We start from the raw sequence: 22,582 nt of genomic DNA, 5'->3' as shown, positions 1-22,582 counted from the left end.
CGCTGGCGGTTTAGTCTAACTACTTGGTATTTAAGGTGAATTCCTGGTACGCCCAAGGGGAATCGAACCCCTGTTCCCGCCGTGAAAGGGCGGTGTCCTAACCGCTAGACGATGGGCGCGCTCAGACGAAGCGGCTTATAATTGCGTTGTTGCCAACCGGCAACCCATCAGCCGCCAGATGCGGAAACTTTTTTCAAGAGGGGCGAAAAGGCCAGTTTGGTGAGCCAGCCCAGGTTTTCTGCCCTCGCGTCATTGCACATCTTTGGAGATTAGCCTGAACGCCCCGCGCAGTCGTCATCCTATGGTCTGCGCCGCGTCGCTGCGCGCCTTGCTTCGCCATAGGATGACGAAGTCGCGGGTGCCTCGGCTAATCTCGAACGTCGCTGATAGCTAATCGGGAAAAACGGCAGGCTGCTAACGGCCCCTCGGCCCGTTTGCCGAATGGGGATGCTAACCCCGCCGGCGGCAGCGCCAGTTCCAGTCGCGCTCGGGGCCGACGTCGACGTGAACGGATTCGGTATGGCAGTAGGTGCCGACGCCGCCGCGGCCGGGCATGGTTCGGATGTAGCTCGCCAGTTCCCATTTGGAGACGCCGGGAACCTGGATGTCGGCGGCGGCGCAATACATGTGCAGCGAATTCTTGGCGCCGTTGGCGCGGCGGTTGCGGGCCGGGTCGCGGTAGCCTGATGTGACCATCATCTTGCGGCCGTAATGGCCTTCGATGGTCTTCAGCACACGCACCAGCGACGGCTTCAGGCAGGCGACGTCGACGCTCTCGTTTTGCTTCAACAGGCCGTTGGGCGCCAGCCGGGCGAGGCCGGCGGCGGAAGCCACCTGATAGGCGCCGCCCGAACCCTCGTCCTCGTTCAGGTCGACGTCGCTTTCATCGTCGAGGCCGGATTTGCGCTTGATCTCGAACAGCGCCGTCTGGCGCACGCCGGGCAGCGCATCGCTGCCGGTGATGTGGTTGCTCTCGTTGCCAAGCGAGGCAAGCTGCAAGGGCTTGTCGGACGAACTGGCTGAGGCCAACGTGATGATCGGCTTTGCCGGGGCCTTCTGGGCAGCAACCGCAGGCTGTTCGCCCGAGCGCGAGTTGACCAGCGGAGCAGGTGCCGCCGAGGTTGGCGTGGTGCTGAACAGTGAGGCCAGGAAGCCCTTCTTCGGCGTGTCGATCTGCTGGGGCGCGGCGGTCACGTAGACCTCGCCGGGCGCGGGTGCCGCGGCAGTCGGTTTCGGTGCGATCACGCCGGCATCGGCGGCGGCGATCTTCTGCGCCACGGCGTCCGTTGCGGCCGCGGTCTGTGCTGACTGCTGCAGCGACTGCGGCGTCTGGCCGACAATGGTTTCGGAGCCGGCGGGAACATTGACCGGGAAGCCGGTGCCGGGCTTGGCCACCGGCACATAGGCGACCTGCTCGGGCAGTGTCGCATCGCCCGCTGCCGTCATCATCATCTGCGGCCCGGTGGATGTGACCTGCACGGTCGAATCGCCCGGCGCCGCAGGGCTGGCGCCGGAAGCCGCGGCGATGTCAGAAGCGGTCGCGTTGTAGCCAGGCATGCCGACGGACATTGTGGGGTCGCCAGCGGAGGTGCAGGACGCCAGAAGCACGGAGAAAAGCGCTGCCGCTATAGTGCGACCTTCTCTCCCCGCGAGACGCGATCCTGCTGATTTCAAAACTAAATTCCCCCTCGGTGTCCGGTCGGCCTGCTATTGGTGCGGCGTCGAAACGTTCACATCCAACAACCTTGTGTTCCCAAACCGGAAACGAGACTTGTGTCAATTCTGCAAGCCTCTGAATTATTTGCTCGTTGGAGGCCAATTGAGGCTTCTTGAAGGTTGACGACACCATTTCGCCCCGTTTTGCCGGCTCGTCAACTCACCAGACATTACATTCCGTTACACACAGGCACCTGCAAAAGGTGCCGGCCGTTACACGCGCACCTTCACATAGGTGCCGGGGGCATCACCCAGGGTTTTCATATGCTTGCCCGGTTTGCGGGCCGGAACGAGGGTGTCGTCCTGGGTTTCGATCCAGTGCTGCCAGTGCGTCCACCAGGAGCCGGGATGCTCCACCGCCGAGGCGAGCCACTGGCCAAAATCGCCTGTCGGTTTGCCGCCGGTCCAGTACTGGTATTTCTTGGCTGCCGGCGGGTTGACGACACCGGCAATGTGGCCGGAACCAGCCATCACAAACTCGACGTCGCCGCCGAAATATTGCGAGCCGAGAAACACCGAAAGGGCCGGCGCGATGTGATCTTCCTTCGACGCCAGGTTGTAGACCGGGATGGTGACGTCGGCCAGCGACACAGTGCGGCCGGCGAGTTCCATCACGCCACGAGTCAGATTGTTCTCGAGATAACAGTTGCGCAGGTAGAAGGAGTGGTTTGCAGCCGCCATGCGGGTGGAATCGGCGTTCCAGTAGAGCAGGTCGAAGGGCAGGGGATCCTTGCCGCGCATGTAATTGTTGATGACATAAGGCCAGATCAGGTCGCCCGAGCGCAGCATGTTGAAGGCGGTCGCCATCTTGGTGCCGTCGAGGTAGCCCTTTTCGTTCATCGATTTCTCGACCGCTGCCACCTGGTCCTCATCGACGAAGACCTTCAGGTCGCCGGCATGGGTGAAGTCGACCTGCGTGGTGAAGAAGGTCGCCGATTTGATGCGGTTGTCGCCTTCCTGTGCCAGCAGTGCGAGTGCGGCCGCCAGCAGCGTGCCGCCGACGCAATAGCCGATGGCGTTGACCTCTTTCTCGCCGGTCGCCTTCTCGATCATGTCGAGGCCGTATTGCAGGCCTTCCCGTATGTAAGCTTCCCAGCCCTTGGCGCCGTGCCGCTCGTCGGGATTGATCCAGGAGATGACGAACACGGTATGGCCTTGCTCGATCGCCCAGCGGATGAAGGACTTTTGCGGGTTGAGATCGAGGATGTAGAACTTGTTGATCCAGGGCGGGCAGATCAGCAGCGGGCGCTTGAGCACCGTCTCCGTCGTCGGATCGTACTGGATGATTTCGGCGACATCGCTGCGGCCGACCACCTTGCCGGGAGATGTCGCGACGTTCTTGCCGATCTCGAAGGGCGAATAGTCAGCTTGTCTCAGCTTCAGGTCGCCCTTGCCGGCGGCGATGTCTTCGGCCAGCATCTTCATGCCGCGCACCAGGTTTTCTCCATTCGAGGCGACGGTTTCTCGAAACAGCTCCGGATTGGTCAGGATGAAGTTCGACGGCGAGATGGCATTGGACACCTGCTTGACGTAGAAGCTCGCCTTGTGGCGGGTGTGGTCGTCGAGGCCTTCGGCGTGCTCGACCAGGTCGGCCGCCCAGCGCGAGGTGACGAGATAGGCCTGTTTGAGGAAATCGAAGAAAGCGTTGCGACCCCATTCGGGGTCTTGAAAACGCTTGTCGCCGCGCTCGGGCTTGACCGCATCGTCCGGCGCTTCAGCATTCGGGCTAACCTTCTGGATGGCGTTGCCCCAGACCGTCATGTAGCCGGCGAACAGTCGCGTCTGCGCTTCCAGCGCGCGTTGCGGGTCGGCCAGCCAATATTCGCTGAGCTTGGAAAAGGTTTTGACCATGTCGACCACGGGTTCGGCGACATGATCGCGCACCTCGCCTTTTTCGCGCGGCTCGGCCCAGGCGGAGGCGGCTTTGCCGGCCTGTTCGACCATACGCGCCATGTTCAACGCGAAGCGTTCCGGGTCTTTCACCAGATATTGCTCGACGGTCGAAGATTGATCATCTTCCGCTTTGCTCGAATCAGGTGTTTTGGACATGGCTCGCGGGGTTCCTCCCGAGGCGTTTTCTTGACATATTATCATGGGACATCTGACCGGGTCCAATGCGCTGTACCCCGGCTGCCAGGAAAACAATATGACGATTAACACCGGCAAGACCATTTTTTCGGGGGCAGGCCGCTTTTGCCGCGTCGCGGTTGCAATCGCCTGTCTGGCGCCAGGGCTGCTGGCGGCAAGTGGCTGCACGAGCGCCAATACCGGCAACGGGATGAATGTCGGCCTGACGCAGGGCGCGCAGGACACCGGCTCTTATCCCAATCTCAACATCCCACCGCAGGTGGCGGCAAAGCAGCTCACCCCTGAGGAGACGCAGGCCAAGCTTGCCCAGTTGAAGGGCGAACAGCAGGGGCAAGTGGCCAAGGGCGGCGGCGGTGCCCCGTCCACCAGCCCGGCGGCGCTGAACTCGCTGGCGAAGAACCATGGCAAGGACACGCTGAAGCAGATCGAAGCCAAATGCGATCCCGCCCTCGACCCTACCTGCAAATAAGGCTATATCGCGCGCCGAAAGCGGTCTTTGCCAAAGGCGCCTAGCCAAGCCAACTGTGCTAAAGCCAATCTTAAATCGTCTGGAACTGACATGGAAGAATTTCACAAGGTCCGCCGGCTTCCGCCCTACGTGTTCGAGCAGGTCAACCGGCTGAAGGCCAGCGCCCGTTCGCGCGGCGCCGACATTATCGACCTTGGCATGGGCAATCCCGACCTGCCGACTCCGAAGGCGATCGTCGACAAATTGTGCGAAGTGGTGCGCGATCCGCGCACGCATCGCTATTCCTCCTCGCGCGGCATCCCAGGTCTGCGCCGCGCCCAGGCCGCCTATTATCAGCGCCGTTTCGGCGTGAAGCTCAATCCCGACACGCAGGTGGTGGCGACGCTCGGTTCGAAGGAAGGCTTCGCCAACATGGCGCAGGCGATCACCGCGCCGGGCGACGTGATCCTGTGCCCCAACCCGACCTATCCGATCCATGCTTTCGGCTTCATCATGTCGGGCGGCGTCATCCGTTCGCTGCAGGTCGAGCCGGATGACGGCTTCATCCCGGCGCTCGAGCGCGGTGTCCGTCATTCGATCCCGAAGCCGCTGGCATTGATCCTCAACTATCCGTCGAACCCGACGGCGCTGGTCGCCTCACTCGATTTCTACAAGGACGTGGTCGCCTTCGCCAAGAAGAACGACATCATCATCCTGTCGGACCTTGCCTATTCGGAGATCTATTTCGACGGCAATCCGCCGCCTTCGGTGCTGCAAGTGCCGGGCGCCATCGATGTCTGCGTCGAGTTCACCTCGATGTCGAAGACCTTCTCCATGCCCGGCTGGCGCATGGGCTTCGCCGTCGGCAATGAGCGGCTGATCTCGGCGTTGACGCGGGTGAAGTCCTATCTCGATTACGGCGCCTTCACGCCGATCCAGGTGGCGGCGGCGCATGCGCTGAATGGCGACGGCGCCGACATCGCCGAAGTTCGCGAGGTCTATTTGAAGCGCCGCGACGTCATGGTCGATGCCTTCAGCCGCGCCGGCTGGACCATTCCGGCACCGGCTGCCTCGATGTTCGCCTGGGCGCCGATCCCAGAGCCGTTCAAGCATCTCGGCTCGCTTGAGTTTTCCAAGCTCCTGATCGAGCACGCCGACGTGGCGGTGGCGCCGGGCATCGGCTTTGGCGAGCATGGCGACGATCATGTCCGCATCGCGCTGGTCGAGAACGAGCACCGGATCCGGCAGGCGGCGCGCAACATCAAGCGCTTCCTGGCGTCCAGCGCCAAGCAGCCGAACAATGTGGTGCCGCTCGCCGCGCATCGCTAAAGTCGCCGCACATCTTATTCGAGCAGATTTTTTGAGGGGCGTCGCCGGGCATGGCTGAAGCGTTGCGTGTTGGAATTGCGGGTCTGGGTACGGTTGGCGCCTCGGTGGCGCGCGTGCTGCGCGACAAGGCAGCGGAACTGACGCGCCAGTGCGGACGCGATGTCATCGTCACCGCTGTTTCGGCTCGCAATGCCAAGCGCGACCGCGGCGTCGACCTCAGCGCCGCCAAATGGTTCGACGATCCGATCAAGATGGCGCAGACCGCCGATATCGACCTCTTCGTCGAACTGATCGGCGGCGACGAAGGGGCAGCGCGCGCGTCGGTCAAGGCAGCACTTGAAGCCGGACGTCATGTCGTCACCGCCAACAAGGCGCTGTTGGCCAAGCACGGCGTGGCGCTTGCCGAAATCGCCGAGAAGAAGGGCGTGCTGCTCAACTACGAGGCGGCAGTTGCCGGCGGCATCCCGGTCATCAAGACGATGCGCGAGGCGATGGCCGGCAATTCGGTCACCCGCGTCTTCGGCATCCTGAACGGCACCTGCAACTACATCCTGACCCGCATGGAGGCCGAGGGCATCTCCTTCGACGAGTGCCTGAAGGACGCGCAACGGCTGGGCTACGCCGAAGCCGATCCGACTTTCGATATCGAGGGCCATGACACGGCGCATAAATTGTCGATCCTGACCAGCCTGGCCTTCGGCACCAAGATCGCGGCCAACGACATCTACATGGAAGGCATTTCCAATATCAGCCAGGCCGATATCCGCGCTGCCGCCGATCTCGGCTACCGGATAAAACTGCTCGGTGTCGCGCAGCGCACCGACAGCGGCATCGAGCAGCGCGTGCACCCGACCATGGTGCCGACCGCGTCGGTGATCGCACAGGTGCATGGCGTGACCAATGCGGTGGCCATCGAAACCGACATTCTGGGCGAGCTGCTGCTCTCCGGCCCCGGCGCCGGCGGCAACGCCACCGCGTCCGCCGTGGTCGGCGATATCGCCGACATTGCCAAGAGCCGGCCGGGCTTCCAGCACGGTCCGGTGTTCGGCCTGCCGGCCAAGGAACTGCGGCCCTACAAGAAGGCGCAGATGCGCAGCCATGCCGGCGGCTATTTCATCCGACTGACCGTGCATGATCGCATCGGCGTCTTTGCGGCGATCGCCAAGCGCATGGCCGACAATGATATTTCGCTGGAATCGATCGTCCAGCATGCCGTCAGCGGTGAGACCGACGCGCAAAAGACGGTGATCCTGGTCACCCACGAGACGACGGAAGCAGCGGTGCGCAAGGCTGTCGACGGCATCACCAAGGACGGCCACCTCACAGACAAGCCGCAGGTTATCCGCATTGAGCGCGCTGGTTAGGCCAAGTCATTTTTCTCCTTTAACCGATTGATATTCCTGCTGAAAGGTGGTTCGGACGCCATAATGCTCTATCTCTTTGATTTGGAGCCGGATTGAGATTTCAGGTCGAACCCACCAGTCATGATCGGGCTCTGGCGGAGGCGTGAGCCGCGAGATCAACGCGCGTCACCAGGAGGTGGAAAAGTTGAGACTTTCCTGTTTAGCCGTCGCATATTGCCGGAAATGACAATCTGTAGACTACGCCTCCTATGACGGGCGACAAACGCCTCTTCCTCGATGTCAGGCAGTCGGCAACCGGTGTTTCCTGGGAACACCGGTTGAGCGAGCGGCAGGACATGACTGCGCTCGCCATAGCGCAGGGCCACGGCGTGCCCGACATTGTGGCGCGCGTGCTCGCCGGGCGCGGCGTCACCGCGGACCAGGCCGAGCGCTTCCTCGATCCGACGATCCGCAACCTGTTGCCGGATCCGGCTTCGCTGACCGACATGGGCAAGGCTGCGACCCGCATCGCCGAAGCGGTCATGGCCAAGGAGAAGGTAGCAATTTTCGGCGACTACGATGTCGACGGCGCCGCCTCTTCGGCGTTGCTCAAGCGCTTCTTGACGCATTTCTCGGTGCCTTCGGAGATCTACATTCCCGACCGCATCTTCGAGGGCTACGGCCCCAATCCGGAGGCTATGCGCGAACTGGTCTCGCGCGGCGCGACGCTGATCGTCACCGTCGATTGCGGCACCAACAGCGCTGTCTCTATCGATGCCGCCAAGGCCGCAGGCGCCGATGTGGTGGTGCTCGACCACCATCAGGTCGGCGGCCCGCTGCCGGAGGCGACCGCAGTCGTCAATCCCAATCGCGAGGACGACCTTTCCGGGCAAGGCCATCTGTGCGCCGCCGGTGTCGTCTTCCTCACTCTGGTGCAGACGGCGAGGGTCCTGCGCAGCCGATTGCCCGACGCAGCGCCACCGGACCTGTTGTCGTTGCTCGACCTGGCGGCGCTGGCCACGGTTTGCGATGTGGTGCCGCTCATCGGCGTGAACCGCGCTTTCGTCGTCAAGGGACTACAGATGGCGCGGCAGCAGAAGAATGAGGGGCTCGCCGCACTGGCGCGGGTGTCCCGCATCGGTGAGCCGATAAGCACCTTTCATCTCGCCTATCTGATTGGGCCGCGCATCAATGCCGGCGGCCGCATCGGCGATGCAGCACTTGGCAGCCGGCTGCTCGCCACCGACGATCCGGTTGAGGCCGGGACCATTGCCGAGACACTCGACCGGCTCAACCAGGAACGCCAGCAGATGGAGCTGGAGATGCTGGCAGCGGCGCGCGCCGAGGCTGACGCCGAACTTGCCGGCGGCAACGGGCCGGCCATCATCGTCACCGCCAGCACCAATTGGCATCCCGGCATTGTCGGCTTGATCGCCTCGCGGCTGAAGGACCATGCGCGGCGGCCGGCCTTCGCCATCGCCTTCAACGCCAATGGCATCGGCACCGGCTCTGGCCGTTCGGTGTCGGGCTTCGATCTCGGACGGCTGGTGCGCGCAGCCGCCGATGCCGGGCTGATCGTCAAGGGCGGCGGCCACGGCATGGCCGCCGGCATCACGGTGGAACGCGCCAAGCTCGGCGAACTCCGTGCTTTCTTCGAGGAGCGCGCGGCGACCGAAGTGTTCCGGCTGCAGGACGAAGAAAGTCTGGCCGTCGACGGCGCGCTCGCCGCCGAGGGCGCGACGATTGCTTTGCTCGATGCATTGGAAAAGGCCGGGCCTTTCGGCGCCGGCCATGTCGCGCCGGTGTTCGCGCTGCCGCGCCATCGGCTGGCCGACGCGCGGGCCGTCGGCACCAACCACATCCGGGCTGATCTGCAGTCGGAAAGCGGCGGCCGCATCCAGGGCATCGCCTTTCGATCCGTCGATACCGCGCTGGGCGAATTCCTGTTCAAGAACAGGGGCAACACGATCCATGTAGCCGGCTCGCTGTCGGGGAATTATTGGAACGGCAACCGCACGGTGCAGTTCCGCATCACCGATGCGGCCAAAGCCTGACATTGCCGAATTGTTTTAAGCGAGAACCGTCTGCAGCCGCTTCAACTCGCTGATCTGCGCCATCGTCGCCTGGTAACCGACGCTGATCGCCTCATCCGCGCGGTGGAATTCGGTCAAGCCGATATGGCTGAGTTTCGGTTGGAGCGACATGTCGGGCGGATCGCCCGCCAGCCTTGCGCGTGAAATCCGGTCCTGGATGATGTTGAAGGCTTCGACCATGACGCCGGTGATGCCGAGACGGCTCTGGTGCGGCTGGTGGTCGGGGCTGGCCTGGCCTGGCCGGGGCGCGTCCTTCTCGATGAGCAGTTCGCCGGCGCTGTGCTTGATGACGGCGGCGCGGCCGAACAGATCGTAGTGAAGGTTGACCGCGACGACCAGCGGCTGCTCGTAGGCGCGGCAGACCGAAACCGGAACCGGGTTGACCAGCGCGCCGTCGACCAGGATGCGGCCGTTGCAATTCACCGGTTCGAACACGCCGGGCAGCGCATAGGAAGCGCGCATCGCGGTGATCAGGGAACCGCTGGACAGCCAGATCTCATGGCCGGTGCGAATTTCGGCGCCAACGGCGACGAAGGGTTTTGTCAGATCCTCGAAGCGGATGCCTGCCATGTGCTCGCGCAGCCTGACGTCCAGTTTCATGCCGCCGAACAGGCCGCTGCCGCGCAGATTGAGATCGAGCAGGCCGAAGATGCGCCGCTTGGTCAGGCTGCGGGCGAACTCCTCGAGTTCGTCCAGCTTGCCGGCGAGATAGCAGCCGCCAACCAGCGCGCCGATCGAGGTGCCGGCGATCATCGAGACTTCGATGCCGGCTTCGTCGAGCGCGCGCAGCACGCCAATGTGCGCCCAGCCGCGTGCGCAGCCGCCGCCCAGCGCGAGCGAAATGCCTGTCTTGCCCGCGGGTTGCGGGTCAGGCACGCCGCCGGACGATGAGGGGCCATTGGCCTCCCGCACGTCCGGTCTGCTACGCAATGACGCCCACTCGAGCATCATGATCTCCCTTGTCCCGCGTCCGTTCTACAGGAAGGACGTTTGAGAATAGTGAATATGAGTGGTTTGCGACTGTTGAATGGTTCACGCGGGCTTCCGATACGTTTTTTCCGCATCGAACAGCGGCGTGCTGCCATCGTCGGCAAGCGTTGCCTTGCCGCCGATTAGCCCCACCGTCCGATAAAAACATGAACGCCGGCCGGTGTGACAAGTTGCGTCGTGGCCCAACACTTTGACGCGCAACCATATGGCGTCCTGGTCACAATCCGTGAGCATCTCGACGACGGTCTGAAAATTGCCTGATGTTTCGCCCTTCTTCCACAGCGCGTTGCGCGAGCGCGACCAGTAGTGCGCGATGCCGGTTTCGAGCGTCAGCGCCAGCGCCTCGGCATTCATATGCGCGACCATCAGCAGCATACCGTCAGCGGCGTCGGTGACGACGACGGTGACCAGCCCGGCAGCATCGAAGCGCGGGGAAAACACCGCGCCTTCTTCGAGAGCCTTCTTGTCCGATGGAGCCTTGGGAAATGTTAGTGCCGACATCGCCGGTCCTTGATCTAGCGATGGCGGCGAGCGGCTTACGCCCCGAGGCCGCGCACCATGGTGACGAAACGGACCTGTTCCTCGGGCGTGTCCTTGAATACGCCGGTGAAGGTCGAGGTCAGCGTGGTGGAGCCCTGCTTGCGGATGCCGCGCATGGCCATGCACATATGCTCGGCCTCGATCATGACTGCGACACCGCGCGGATTGAGCACGTCCTGGATGACGCCGGCGATCTGTGCAGTCATGGCCTCCTGCGTCTGCAGGCGATGGGCGAAGATATCGACCACACGGGCAATCTTGGACAGGCCGACGACCTTGCCGTCCGGGAGGTAGCCGACATGCGCCTTGCCGATGATCGGCACCATGTGGTGCTCGCAATGCGAGTGGAACTGGATGTCCCTGACGATGACGAGATCGTCATAGCCGGCGACTTCCTCGAAGGTGCGGCCGAGTTCTTCGGCCGGGCACATGTCATAGCCGTTGAACATTTCGAGAAAGGCCTTGGTGACGCGCTTGGGCGTGTCGATCAGGCCCTCGCGGTCCGGATTGTCGCCGGTCCAGCGCAACAGCGTGCGCACGGCGGCCTCGACCTCGGCTTCGCTCGGCCTGTCGGTGACCGGCTTGTCCAGATAGTCGGAAGGGGGCATGATTTTCTTGATGACGGCATCCATAAAGGCGTCTCCCGTAGTTCCTCTCTCAGAAGGAACGAGTTGAACGGACCACGACCTTTCGGGTGCTGAAAACTCGCCCTGTTTCCAGCCCGCAAGCGGCGTGAACGAAACGGGAAGGACGGCGGCTTTGCGTTGCCTTGTCGATACCCGACTGCCAGCATTATATATGGTCGTGCGCAGCGAATGAAAGACGCCACAGCGGCAATCGCTGTTCGCTTGGCGGCGACGGATTGGAAAAATATGATTGACGACGTCTACAATGCGAAAATTCTGGGTTTTGCCGGAAACATCGCCCGCATAGGCCGGCTCGATCATCCGGATGCGACGGCCAAGGCCCATTCCAAATTGTGCGGCTCGACGGTGACCATCGACCTCAAGATGGACAATGGCGTCGTCACCGATTTCTCGCATGACGTGAAGGCCTGCGCCCTCGGCCAGGCCTCGTCCTCGATCATGGCTCAACATGTCATCGGCGCCAGCGCCGACGAATTGCGGGCGGTGCGCGACACCATGCTGAAGATGCTCAAGGAAAACGGCGCGCCGCCGCAAGGCCGCTTTGCCGATCTGAGATATCTGGAGCCGGTGCGCGACTACAAGGCGCGCCATGCCTCGACCATGCTGACCTTCGATGCGGTCGTCGATGCCATCGGTCAGATCGAGAAGAAACGCGCCGAACAAGCGGTGATGTTGGTACATGACGGCTCCTCCAACAGCCGGTGAATTGTCAAAATTGGGCGCTGAACACGTCGAGGAGCTTCTCACGTAACCGGGCTCATGCCTTGGTTTGCTGCGCCCGTCTGCTTTCGGCGAATTCGCTTCTCACCCAGTCTGCAAACGCCTTAGCCGGCTCCGGCAGGTCCTTCAAACTCCTGGCCACCAGCCAGTAGGCGCCCGATGCGACGTCGATGTCGAACGGCTTGATCAGCGCGCCGGAGGCAATCTCCTCGCCGATCTGCAATAGGTCTCCGAGCGCAACGCCGTGGCCGAGCAGGGCCGCCTGCTTCGACAGCGACACATCCGCCAGCATCGGGCCGCGCGCCGGAATGGCGTCGGCAGCGACGCCGGCGGCCTCGAACCAGCGCGCCCACCCTGGCGGTTTTCCTCGTGCAGCAGCGTGTAGCGGGCAAGGTCGAGCGGCTTTTCGAGGGTAGGGCCTGATGCCAGCAATGCCGGCGACAGGACCGGCGAATCGACGGTCGAGGCGAGCCATTCGGCCTCGCTGCGCGGCCATGAGGTGGCGCTCGCGCTGAAGCGCAGGGCTAGTTCAGGCTGATCGCTGCGGAACTCGATCGGCCTTGGGTCGACCTCGAGGGAAACGTCGATATCAGGCCGCAACTGGCTGAACCGGTTGAGCCGCGGCAACAGCCACACAGAGGCCAGCGACGGCTCGACACTGACGCGAACCACCGACTGTGCCGGGGCCGCCACCAGGTCCGAAAGCAGCCTGTCGATGTCGTCGAAACTCCTGACCAACTGATCGAGCAGGCGCTGGCCGGCCTCGGTCAGCTCGACGCGGCGGTGATGACGGCGGAACAAGGGCTGGTGCAGGAACTGCTCGAGCTCGCGGATCTGCCGGCTGATGGCGGCCTGCGAGACGAACAGCTCCTCGGCGGCCCGGCTAAAGCTCAATTGCCGGCCGGCTGCCTCGAAACTTCGCAAGGCCGTCAGTGGCAGCCGTCCGCGCTTCATTCGCATAACCCAGAGTTATCCGAAACGGAAATTATACTCGTTTGAAGGCGAAGGCCAGTGGGCGTCTAATCCGCTCTTAGAGGAGACACGGACATGATCCAGTTTCTGGAAATCTTTGGCGATGTGATGCGGATCGCGACGTTTCAATGGCGTGGCGACAGGCAGCATCATGTGCAGCGCACCGAGCAAAGGCCGGCCACCCGCTGGGCGGCTCCAGCGGAGCGGCATCCCTTTCGCCGCTCGCGACCCTGAAGCCGACAAACAGGCGAGTGAGTGAAGAGGATTGCGTTTGCCGGCCGAAGCTCACATCTATCGGTTTGGAAACGCAAGCTGACCCGGAAGCCGGTTTCGGGTCGCGTTCGGAAAGAGACTGCGGTGGGCGACCAGCATCGGCATGTGCATGCCGCCGGACGGACCCGGCGCGGGCGCAACTGGCCCGGTCCCTGGCGCAAAACACCCGGCCGCATTTTCGGCACGTCGCTGGTGCGCCTCTATCAACTGACGCTGTCCGGATTTGTCGGCAATTCCTGCCGGCATCTGCCGACCTGTTCCGAATACGCGCATGAGGCGATCGCCCGCCATGGTCTGTGGGCCGGCGGCTTCATGGGGCTGTTCCGCGTGCTGCGCTGCGGCCCTTTCGGTTCGCATGGCATCGATCGCGTGCCGGAGGTACTCGATCAGCGCTATGTCTGGTTCATGCCATGGCTTTATTGGCAGATCGGCAGGAAGCGCGGCGAGGCCTGACGGCGGGCGCGCTGGCCCCTGATCCAGATCGCCAGCGCGGCATTTCTTTACAATCCGGTAAGGTTAACAACGGGCTGCACAAAGACTGCGCATTTGAGTCAAAATCGAGCCAAGACACTTCGCTAAGCGCCTCCTGTTCATTCCCAGGAGAGCCCACATGCGTCGGATCGAAACCCACCCCTTCATCATTGCCGCGGTCCTCTTCCTGCTGGCCTGGTTTCTGGGATTTCCGATGCGGGCGCAATCGGCGCCGCTTGGCGATTTCGCCTGCACGCTTATCCAGGACGCGGCGAGCGGCGAGACGCTCTATCAAAGCGGCGTCTGCGACCAACGCGTCAGCCCGGCGTCGACCTTCAAGGTGCCGCTGGCGCTGATCGGCTACGACAGCGGTGTCCTCAGCGACGCGCATACACCGAGCTGGGATTACAAGCCTGAGTTCAACGCCGTGAAGCGCGACCACAAGGCCGTCGACCCGACGATCTGGGAGCGCGACTCGATCGTATGGTATTCGCGCGAGATCGTGCGCCGGCTCGGCGCAAAAAGCTTTGCCCTCTACGTCTCGAAATTCGGCTACGGCAACATGGATGTCTCGGGCGATGCCGACAAGGACAACGGGCTCACGCAATCCTGGATAAATTCCTCGCTTGAGATATCGCCGGTCGAACAGACAGCCTTCCTGCGCCGGCTGCTCGCCGGCAAGATGCCGGTTTCTGCCAAGGCACATGAGATGACCCGAGCCATCCTGCCGAGTTTCCAGGCCGACGGCTGGACGGTGCAGGGCAAGACCGGCAGCACCAGGCTGGGAAACAGCAAGGACAAGCGCTCGCTGGGCTGGTTCGTCGGCTGGGCCGAAAAGGGCGGCCGGCGGATCGTCTTCGCCCGGCTGGTCGTCGATACCAAACCGATCGACACACCGAAGGGCCCGGCGACCCGCGGGGCGTTCCTGAGGGATTTGCCGCAACTGGTGAAGTGAGTTGCCGCGACAAATCCCGGCGGCTGTGCCAATGACCGCTGCGGAAATGTATCAGTCGACGTTCCGGCTCGTGGACTCTGTCGGCCGTCGCCCTTACAATCCCGGTCCTGTTGCTCTTGAAAGCAATGCACCACATGACCGAAGGACGCGTCCAACGCCGTCTTGCCGCAATTCTGGCCGCTGACGTGGTGGGGTATACGCGCCTGATGGGCAGCGACGAGGCCGGCACACTTGCCGATCTGAAGGAGATACGGGCCCACCTTATCGACCCAAATATGGCCGAGCACCAAGGTCGCATCTTCAAAACGACTGGCGACGGCATCCTCGCCGAGTTTCCAAGTGTCGTGAACGCCGTGGCTTGTGCCGTTGCTATGCAGCGTGCCATGTCGGGTCGCAGCGCAAAACTGTCCGAGGACCGAAGAATACAATTCCGCGTTGGGATCAACCTCGGTGACGTAATCGTCGAGGATGACGATCTGTTGGGTGACGGCGTGAACGTGGCGACAAGGCTCGAAGGCATCGCTCCTGTTGGAGGTGTTATGGTTTCGGGCACGGTGCGAGATCACCTAGGAAACCGGCTTGAACTTCAATTCGACGACATTGGTGAGCAGATACTTAAAAATATTGAACGCCCCGTGCGAGCTTATGCGGTGCGCCTCGACGGTCCCGAAGCGGCCCCCACTTCGCCGGCGTCGCTTGCTGATAAGCCATCCATCGCTTTGCTGCCGTTCGTCAATATGAGCGACGACCGTCAGCAGGACTACTTTGCGGATGGGATCACAGAGAACGTCATCACCGGATTGTCTCGGTTTCGCGATCTTTCCGTCATAGCCAGTAATTCGACGTTTGCTTACAAGGGCAAAGCCACGAAGATACAGGATGCCAGCCGAGAGCTGGGTGCCCGCTATATCTTGGAGGGCAGTGTACAGAGGTCAAAGGACCGGGTCCGGATTACCGCCCAGCTCATTGACGGCAAGACTGGGCGGCACCTTTGGGCAGAGCGCTACGACCGAGGCATCGAGGACATCTTTGCCGTGCAGGACGATGTCACTGAAAGAATAATCGGCAGTTTAGCCACAGCGTACGGAGGCCGACTGTTAAAGGCGTGGCAAGAGCGCCCGGAAGTCGCGGGGACGCGGAATTTTGAGGCGCTGGACTATTTCGTGCGCGGCATGGAGTCTCTCAACCGCTACACAAAACAAGACAACTTGCGTGCTCGGGAACTCTTTGAGAAGGCAGGCGAACTCGATCCGAAGTTCGGAAAGGCGTTTGCCAAGCTCGCTTGGACGCACATGATCGACGCAAGCGACGGTTGGAGCGCGAATCCCGAGGCTTCACTGGCATGTGGCCTGAAATACGCCAATTTGGCGATCGAACGGGACGACGCCGAGGCATGGGGGCACTATGCGCTCGCAGGGCACTGCCTATTTTGCGGACAATACGAACGCGCTATCGTTGAGTATCAACGCGCCCTTGAGCTTAATCCAAATGACGCCGACGTGCTGTTGGATTACGGTTCCTGCCTAAGCTATTGTGGGAGGGCACAGGAAGGCCTTGAGACGGCGCAAAAAGCCATGCGTCTCAACCCTCACTACCCCGAGTGGTACATCCTACAGATTGGCCAGATTTACTACGACGTTCGCAGATATCGTGAAGCGATCGCGGCGTTGGAAGGTCTACGAACCCTCGACACCGTATACCAACACTTATACCTGGCAGCGAGCTACGCGGCTTTAGGGAGCGAAGACGAAGCGCAGCAGGTCATCGAGCACATTTTGCAGCTGGAGCCGCGAGCCACAATCACGATGAGAACGACCTCGGACATGGCGCCATACAAGAACTCAGGTGACTTGGAACATCTTCGCGAGAACTTGCGCAAGGCAGGCCTGCGCGAGTGAGTGAAAGCTCGCGCTAGCCTTGAACGGCTGCAAAGTGGCGGTCCTTGGTCGTTCCGATCGGGGAGGCCAATGGCAACGTTCCAACTGGAATTCAAACTGACACACTACCAGCGCTCTTTACCTCACACCGTGCTGCCTCTAAAACCCGCCCGCTGCCGGATGCCTCCGGCTTCACACCACGACCACCCGCGCTCGTTTGCGGGACTGGATAGGAGATACAAATGCTGAATTCCGTTTCCCTGACATTTCCCGATGGCTCCGTCCGCGACTGTGACGCGGCGATGACCGGTGCAGGCCTCGCCGAATCGATCTCGAGGTCGCTGGCCAAGAAAGCCGTCGCCTATGCGATCGACGGCACCGTTCGCGATCTTTCCGACCCGCTTGGCAAGTCCGGCAAGGTCGAGATCATCACCCGCAGCGATCCGCGCGCGCTGGAGTTGATCCGCCACGATGCAGCACACGTGCTGGCGGAGGCCGTGCAGGAACTGTGGCCGGGAACGCAAGTGACCATCGGGCCGGTGATCGAGAACGGATTCTACTACGACTTCGCCCGCAACGAGCCGTTCACGCCCGACGATTTCCCGGTGATCGAGAAGAAGATGCGCGAGATCATTGCGCGTAACAAGCCGTTCACCAAGGAAGTCTGGTCGCGCGACAAGGCGAAAAAGGTCTTTGCCGAGAAGGGCGAGCGCTACAAGCTCGAGCTGATCGACGCCATTCCCGAAGACCAGGATCTCAAGATCTATTCCCAGGGTGACTGGTTCGACCTCTGCCGCGGCCCACACATGGCCTCCACCGGGCAGATCGGCAACGCCTTCAAGCTGATGAAGGTGGCCGGCGCCTATTGGCGTGGCGATTCGAACAACCCCATGCTGACCCGCATCTACGGCACGGCCTGGGCCGAGCAAGCTGAACTCGATGCCTACCAGACGATGCTGGAAGAGGCAGAGAAGCGCGACCACCGCAAACTCGGCCGCGAGATGGACCTGTTCCATTTCCAGGAAGAGGGGCCGGGCGTCGTCTTCTGGCACGCCAAGGGCTGGAAGATGTTCCAGAATCTGGTCAACTACATGCGCCGCCGCCTCGACGAGCAGGGCTACCAGGAGGTCAACGCACCGCAGGTTCTCGACAAGAGCCTGTGGGAGACGTCGGGCCACTGGGGCTGGTATCGCGATGCCATGTTCAAGGTGACGGTGGCCGGCGACGACACCGACGACGACCGCGTGTTCGCGCTGAAGCCGATGAATTGTCCGGGCCACGTGCAGATATTCAAGCATGGGTTGAAATCCTATCGCGATCTGCCGGTAAAGCTTGCGGAATTCGGCAATGTGCATCGTTACGAACCGTCCGGCGCCTTGCACGGGCTGATGCGCGTGCGCGGCTTCACGCAGGACGATGCGCACATCTTCTGCACCGAGGAGCAGCTGGCCGCGGAGTGCCTGCGCATCAACGATCTGATCCTGTCGACCTACGCCGATTTCGGCTTCGACGATGTCAGCGTGAAGCTGTCGACGCGGCCGGATAAGCGCGTCGGCACCGACGAGGCCTGGGATCATGCCGAGGCGATCATGGGCAACGTGCTGGATACAATCAGGACGCGCTCGGGAAACCGCATCAAGACCTCGATCAATCCGGGCGAGGGCGCTTTCTACGGGCCGAAATTCGAATATGTGCTGAAGGACGCCATCGGCCGCGAATGGCAGTGCGGCACCACGCAGGTCGACTTCAATCTGCCGGAACGCTTTGGCGCCTTCTACATCGGTTCGGATTCGGAAAAGAAGCAGCCGGTGATGGTGCATCGCGCCATCTGCGGTTCGATGGAACGCTTTCTCGGCATCCTGATCGAGCATTATTCCGGTCATTTCCCGCTGTGGTTCGCGCCGCTGCAGGTGGTTGTGGCGACGATCACCTCGGATGCTGACGACTATGCGCGAAAGGTCGTCGCACAGTTGAAGGCGGCAGGACTTTTGGCCGAACCGGATCTGCGCAACGAGAAGATCAACTACAAGGTGCGTGAGCATTCGATGGCCAAGGTTCCTGTGATCCTCGTATGCGGCAAGCGCGAGGCGGAGGAGGAGACGGTCAACATCCGCCGGCTCGGCTCGCGCGATCAGGAATCGCTCAAGCTGGCGGAGGCGCTGAAGCTGCTTTCTGACGAGGCTATTTCGCCCGACCGCAGGCGAAGCGCGGCCTGAGCAAACAATGTTTCGTAGAAATGGCGGTGGAGCGATCCACCGCCATTTTCACATGCCTGTCACGCGAACCTTGTAACGAGCCCCCATGCTCAAGCTGAAGATACGGGAAAGACCGTTTCCCGAACTCTCCTACGCCAATGCGAGCCAGCCGGCGCTGACGCGCTGGTTCATCCATTCCATTGAAGGCCTCTCGGGGCGTGACCGGTATGCCGCGCTCTACGATTTGTGGCGCCGCCAGGTGGCGCCGACGGGCGAGCGGGTGTTCAGCCGCATGCTGGAGCTGATCGACGTCCAAGGTGCGCAGCACCGATCGGTGGCCGCCGGCGGGGCTGCCGGACACGCCGCTGGTGATCGTCGCCAACCACCCGTTCGGCATTGGCGACGGCATTGCAGTGCTGTCGCTGGTCGAGCAGCTCGGGCGTCCGTTCCGCGTCATGATCCACAAGGATCTGCTGAAGGTCCGCGAAATGGAACCGTACTCGCTGCCGATCGACTTTTCCGAGACCAAGGACGCGGTGAAGAACAACATGGCGGTGCGCCACGAGGCAGTGCGGCTGTTGAAAGAGGGCGTCACCATAGTGGTATTTTCGGCCGGCGGCGTCGCCACCGCGCCGAGAGGCTTTGGCCGGGCGCGCGACCTGCCGTGGAAGATGTTTCCGGCGCGCCTCGTGCAGGACGCCAAGGCGTCGGTGGTGCCGATGCATTTTTCCGGGCAGAACGGCCGGCTGTTCCATCTGGTCAGCGGCCCGATGAACATGGGGGAGCGCGAAGGAAGGCTGGCGAAATTCGTCGGCAAGGCGTCGCTGACGTTGCGCCTTTCAATGCTCATCCGCGAATTCGCGCGGCTGTCCGGCAAAGCGATCGACGTTCGCGTCGGCAACGTACTGCGCTGGGATGAGCTGGAGCCGCTGCGCGACCGCAAGACCTTGCTTGATCGCCTTCATCGCGGCGTCTTCGATCTGGCGCCCGACGCACCGCGCAGCCGCGTCCACTTCCTGCCGCGCCGTATGCGCAAGGCAGCCTGAGAGACGCTAACTAGGGCGTGTACTCATAAACGACGTTCAGTCGGTCAACTTTTCGACAACCTCGGCCTTTTTGCTCAATAGCTCCTAGGGCAGTGGGAGCGGTTTGTCGCTGAGTGTACGCAAGTAGGCGATCAGGTTGACCCGTTCGGTCTCGTCCGGGACGCCAGGCACCTCCATGTAAACACCCGGCGTGGTGAGCATGGGCTCAAGCAGATATGTGTTCAGGTCCTCGTACGTCCATACACCCTCTAAGGCCAGCAAGGTGTCGGAGTAACGCATATTTGCCATGGATGCCTTGTCGCGGCCGACGACGCCCCATAAGTTCGGTCCCGTTTTGATCCCTCCCTGTGGCTCGGCATTGTGGCAACCGTGGCACACGTGTGTGAAGTAGGTTCGGCCTTTCTCGACATCGGCAGCAGCCAACTTCATCGAGATCGGAGCTGGCGTTGGCAACACGACGCCGTGCGACATGAGATAGTCAGCAACTTCGCGTTGCCCCTTGAATTTTGCCAGATGGAGCGGTGTCTTGCCGTCCTTTGTCTTCGCATTCACGTCCGCGCCGGCCTCAACCAGTGCTTTCACGCAATCGAGGCAACCGAGATTGACCGCGATGTGGATAGCGTTTTCGCGGCTGCGCTTCGAATTTGGATTTGCGCCCCCGTCCAGCAACAGATTGATCAAATCGGTCCTGCGTTTTGCCAAAGCCAGAATAAGGGCAGGACCCAAACGCGGGTCCGGGACGGCGTTGACGTCGGCACCGCGTTCAATGAGCAGTTTTGCCGCTGCAAAATGACCGCCTTTGACCGCAAGATAGAGTGGTGTCGTGCGCCCGTCGCTCTCATCGACGCCGGCACCAGCGTCGAGCGCTGCCGTGATCGCCGCGACATCGCCCTTCATGGCGGCGTCGTGAATGCCGGCGGCATGCGATACAATCGGTGCAAGCAGTAGTGGAATGAAAAGCAAGGACATGCGCATTTGGCATCTCCCAAGGCAAACTGCGGTACGGGTCATGCTTTCAAGGCCGCAAAAACATACCACGAATGCCGGATCGTGGCCACTCCAACCGGTGCCTAGAAACGAATCGCAAGGTCGATCCGTCCGGCTGTGGCTTCGGGCTTATGAGTCCACAACCTAGTCGGCGCCTTCCTCGGGATCGATGGCCGACGCCTCGGTGGCCAGCACCTCGATCTCCTGGTTCTGCCCAGCGACCACGGTGAAATCCTTCTGGTAGATGCGGTCGCGGTTCTTGGCGATGATGGTGTATTGGCCTTCGGCCAGCACCATCGAGGCGAAGGCGCCGACGGCCTCCTTGATCGGATCGCCGGATTCGTTGAGCAGCGACCAGGATGTATCGGCGATGGCCTCGCCGCCGGTCTCGCGCACCAGCTTCATGGTCTCCTCCGCCGCGCGATGCTCGACGGTGGCTTCGGTCAGCTTGCCGGCTTCGACACGGATGTCGGAGCGAATAACGGCATTGACCGCGCCATAGGTGGAGACGACATGATAAACGCCGGCGTTGAGCCGCACGACGCTGTTCGGCTCGACATCGGGAATGATCAAAGCGCGGTCGCCATTGGCCTCGGCGGTGCCCTCATAAATGGAGAAGCGCAGTTTTTTCGGCGGAATACGCACGCCGCCCGACAGCACCGCGTCGAGCTTGAGGCCGCCGGCATCGAGCACCAGGCTTTCGCGCCTGGCGTCCTTGCCGACGGTGATGCGCTTGGTGGCGCCGGCGCGTCCGTATGAGGCGTGGACCAGATAGCTGCCGGGTTCGAGCTGGAACACGGCGCTGCCGCCATGCGCGGAAGCCACCATCGGCAGCTTGCCGTCGCCGGCGGCCTCGGGCTTGAAGACGCGCCAGACGATGCCGCGCGTGATGTCGGCGCCCTTGTCGGTCAACTGCGCCGACAGCGTTATGGCGCCGCCGCCACTGAGCGCCAGCGGCGTCTCGCCCTTGCGCGTCGCATAGCTCGAAATATCGGGAAGTTTCAGATTGCCGATGCCGTCGGCATTCTGCGCCATGGCCATCGAGGCCGGCGCAAACAGCGCTACGGCGAGCCAAATCAGGAAAAGGCGCGATGTCCCCTCAAACATGCCTTGCGTTGAAGCCCAAGGCGGTGGCAATTTCAAGGCTTAAGGGTCCGATCCGCCTTGGCAACGGCTCTTTCGCTCGGCGCGTCCGCACCAATGCACGAGCCGCCCCACCCGCAATCGCGCGCTTCAGCTCAAAATCGAGTGCTTTAGGAGACCTGGCCCCCATGGCGTCGCCGATCATCGACTTCCTGCTGACCCGAAACTCCGCACCGATTCCTGAATTGAAGGAACCGGCGCCCAGCGATGCCGATATCGCGATCATGATCGCGGCTGCAAGCCGTGTGCCCGATCACGGCCGACTGGAGCCGTGGCGCTTCATCCTCTATCGCGGCGAGGCGCGATTCGAGATCGGCAGGAAGCTGGCGGCGCTCGCCGAACAGCGCGAAGGGCCGCTGCCGGAAAACCGCCGCAATCAGGAACTGGCGCGGTTTTCGCGTGCGCCGCTGGTGATCGGCGTGGTGTCGGTTCCGAAGGACAATCCAAAAATCCCGCAATGGGAAATGTTCCTGTCCGGCGGCATGGCGGCGATGAACCTGATGATCGCAGCCAATGCGCTGGGCTACGGCACCAACATCATCAGCAACTGGTATTCCGACGTGGCGGAGGGCCGGGCGCTGCTGGGACTGGCGCCACAGGAACGTGGTGTTGGGTTTATCCATATTGGCTCCTATCAGGGACCGGCGCCGGAACGGCCGCGGCCAGATCCGGCAAAGCTCTATGCCGATTATGCGGGGCCGTGGAACGACTGACACCCGAAAGCGATTCCCCTTTATTTAAACACAGGC

At 62.2% G+C, this 22,582-nt stretch carries 18 protein-coding genes, 1 tRNA gene and 2 pseudogenes; 12 read left to right on the top strand and 9 right to left on the bottom strand.

Annotation, left to right across the window (positions count from 1 at the left end; genetic code table 11):
- Positions 1 to 44: 44 nt before the first annotated feature.
- From NKJ78_RS19585 to phaC, 3 genes are all read right to left on the bottom strand, one after another.
- Positions 45 to 119 (bottom strand) — tRNA-Glu (locus NKJ78_RS19585).
- A 331-nt stretch (positions 120 to 450) separates the two neighbouring features.
- On the bottom strand, positions 451 to 1,569 hold the full coding sequence (locus NKJ78_RS19580) for a YcbK family protein (protein WP_352459105.1): 1,119 nt from the start codon (positions 1,567 to 1,569) through the stop codon (positions 451 to 453).
- Positions 1,570 to 1,929: 360 nt separating this feature from the next.
- Positions 1,930 to 3,765 carry a class I poly(R)-hydroxyalkanoic acid synthase gene (phaC, locus tag NKJ78_RS19575; RefSeq protein ID WP_023681617.1) on the bottom strand — a complete coding sequence of 612 codons (1,836 nt, stop codon included), beginning with the start codon at positions 3,763 to 3,765 and terminating at the stop codon, positions 1,930 to 1,932.
- A 97-nt stretch (positions 3,766 to 3,862) separates the two neighbouring features.
- On the opposite strand from phaC, the gene NKJ78_RS19570 reads away from it, so the two are divergent.
- From NKJ78_RS19570 to recJ, 4 genes are all read left to right on the top strand, one after another.
- A complete protein-coding gene (locus NKJ78_RS19570) occupies positions 3,863 to 4,273 on the top strand; it encodes a hypothetical protein (protein ID WP_023681616.1) in 411 nt (136 codons plus the stop codon).
- 90 nt (positions 4,274 to 4,363) lie between these two features.
- Entirely contained in the window at positions 4,364 to 5,581 is a 1,218-nt protein-coding gene (locus NKJ78_RS19565) for an LL-diaminopimelate aminotransferase (protein WP_023681615.1), read from the top strand.
- Positions 5,582 to 5,631: 50 nt separating this feature from the next.
- Complete coding sequence (locus tag NKJ78_RS19560) at positions 5,632 to 6,945, top strand: homoserine dehydrogenase (protein ID WP_023825674.1); 1,314 nt, start codon at positions 5,632 to 5,634, stop codon at positions 6,943 to 6,945.
- Between the two features lie 248 nt (positions 6,946 to 7,193).
- Complete coding sequence (recJ, locus tag NKJ78_RS19555) at positions 7,194 to 8,978, top strand: single-stranded-DNA-specific exonuclease RecJ (protein ID WP_023825673.1); 1,785 nt, start codon at positions 7,194 to 7,196, stop codon at positions 8,976 to 8,978.
- 15 nt (positions 8,979 to 8,993) lie between these two features.
- Here the strand turns inward: recJ and NKJ78_RS19550 are convergent, their stop codons facing one another.
- The 3 genes from NKJ78_RS19550 to folE form a co-directional block, all read right to left on the bottom strand.
- The gene (locus NKJ78_RS19550; RefSeq protein WP_023667624.1) at positions 8,994 to 9,965 is read right to left on the bottom strand and encodes a patatin family protein; all 972 of its coding nucleotides are present in this window, start codon (positions 9,963 to 9,965) and stop codon (positions 8,994 to 8,996) included.
- Positions 9,966 to 10,049: 84 nt separating this feature from the next.
- Positions 10,050 to 10,508, bottom strand: a complete 459-nt coding sequence (hisI, locus tag NKJ78_RS19545) for a phosphoribosyl-AMP cyclohydrolase (RefSeq protein ID WP_023825672.1) — start codon at positions 10,506 to 10,508, stop codon at positions 10,050 to 10,052.
- Positions 10,509 to 10,543: 35 nt separating this feature from the next.
- Positions 10,544 to 11,179 (bottom strand): GTP cyclohydrolase I FolE, encoded by a 636-nt coding sequence (folE, locus tag NKJ78_RS19540; RefSeq protein ID WP_023667622.1) that lies wholly within the window; start codon positions 11,177 to 11,179, stop codon positions 10,544 to 10,546.
- 240 nt (positions 11,180 to 11,419) lie between these two features.
- Here folE and NKJ78_RS19535 point away from each other — a divergent pair, with 240 nt between their 5' ends.
- Positions 11,420 to 11,899, top strand: coding sequence for an iron-sulfur cluster assembly scaffold protein (locus tag NKJ78_RS19535; RefSeq protein WP_023751535.1), 480 nt, complete (start codon positions 11,420 to 11,422; stop codon positions 11,897 to 11,899).
- 52 nt (positions 11,900 to 11,951) lie between these two features.
- On the opposite strand, the pseudogene NKJ78_RS19530 reads toward NKJ78_RS19535, so the two are convergent.
- Positions 11,952 to 12,868: pseudogene (locus tag NKJ78_RS19530) on the bottom strand (LysR substrate-binding domain-containing protein).
- 93 nt (positions 12,869 to 12,961) lie between these two features.
- Here NKJ78_RS19530 and NKJ78_RS19525 point away from each other — a divergent pair.
- The 6 genes and pseudogenes from NKJ78_RS19525 to NKJ78_RS19500 all read left to right on the top strand — a co-directional run bounded on the left by NKJ78_RS19525 (position 12,962) and on the right by NKJ78_RS19500 (position 19,703).
- A complete protein-coding gene (locus NKJ78_RS19525) occupies positions 12,962 to 13,120 on the top strand; it encodes a hypothetical protein (RefSeq protein ID WP_023667618.1) in 159 nt (52 codons plus the stop codon).
- Positions 13,121 to 13,243: 123 nt separating this feature from the next.
- Positions 13,244 to 13,612, top strand: a complete 369-nt coding sequence (gene yidD, locus NKJ78_RS19520) for a membrane protein insertion efficiency factor YidD (protein ID WP_023825669.1) — start codon at positions 13,244 to 13,246, stop codon at positions 13,610 to 13,612.
- A 157-nt stretch (positions 13,613 to 13,769) separates the two neighbouring features.
- A complete protein-coding gene (gene blaOXA / locus NKJ78_RS19515; protein ID WP_023825668.1) occupies positions 13,770 to 14,585 on the top strand; it encodes a class D beta-lactamase in 816 nt (271 codons plus the stop codon).
- 134 nt (positions 14,586 to 14,719) lie between these two features.
- Entirely contained in the window at positions 14,720 to 16,483 is a 1,764-nt protein-coding gene (locus NKJ78_RS19510) for an adenylate/guanylate cyclase domain-containing protein (protein ID WP_023825667.1), read from the top strand.
- 221 nt (positions 16,484 to 16,704) lie between these two features.
- Positions 16,705 to 18,678, top strand: a complete 1,974-nt coding sequence (gene thrS / locus NKJ78_RS19505; RefSeq protein ID WP_352459104.1) for a threonine--tRNA ligase — start codon at positions 16,705 to 16,707, stop codon at positions 18,676 to 18,678.
- A gap of 85 nt (positions 18,679 to 18,763) precedes the next feature.
- Positions 18,764 to 19,703 (top strand): annotated as a pseudogene (locus NKJ78_RS19500) (lysophospholipid acyltransferase family protein).
- Positions 19,704 to 19,787: 84 nt separating this feature from the next.
- On the opposite strand, the gene NKJ78_RS19495 reads toward NKJ78_RS19500, so the two are convergent.
- Entirely contained in the window at positions 19,788 to 20,678 is an 891-nt protein-coding gene (locus NKJ78_RS19495) for an ankyrin repeat domain-containing protein (RefSeq protein ID WP_352459103.1), read from the bottom strand.
- 156 nt (positions 20,679 to 20,834) lie between these two features.
- Positions 20,835 to 21,797 carry an RgsD C-terminal domain-containing protein gene (locus NKJ78_RS19490; RefSeq protein WP_352459102.1) on the bottom strand — a complete coding sequence of 321 codons (963 nt, stop codon included), beginning with the start codon at positions 21,795 to 21,797 and terminating at the stop codon, positions 20,835 to 20,837.
- 164 nt (positions 21,798 to 21,961) lie between these two features.
- Between NKJ78_RS19490 and NKJ78_RS19485 the strand changes: the two genes are divergently transcribed.
- Positions 21,962 to 22,546: a nitroreductase family protein gene (locus NKJ78_RS19485; RefSeq protein ID WP_352459101.1), complete on the top strand. Its 585-nt coding sequence runs from the start codon at positions 21,962 to 21,964 to the stop codon at positions 22,544 to 22,546.
- The last annotated feature ends 36 nt before the right edge of the window (positions 22,547 to 22,582 follow it).

Origin of the sequence: Mesorhizobium sp. M0037 (genome assembly GCF_040323635.1) — a bacterium.
In the GTDB taxonomy this organism is placed as follows: Bacteria; Pseudomonadota; Alphaproteobacteria; order Rhizobiales; family Rhizobiaceae; genus Mesorhizobium.
Note: the sequence above shows the minus strand (reverse complement) of the source record. Positions and strands in the feature narration are given on the sequence as shown.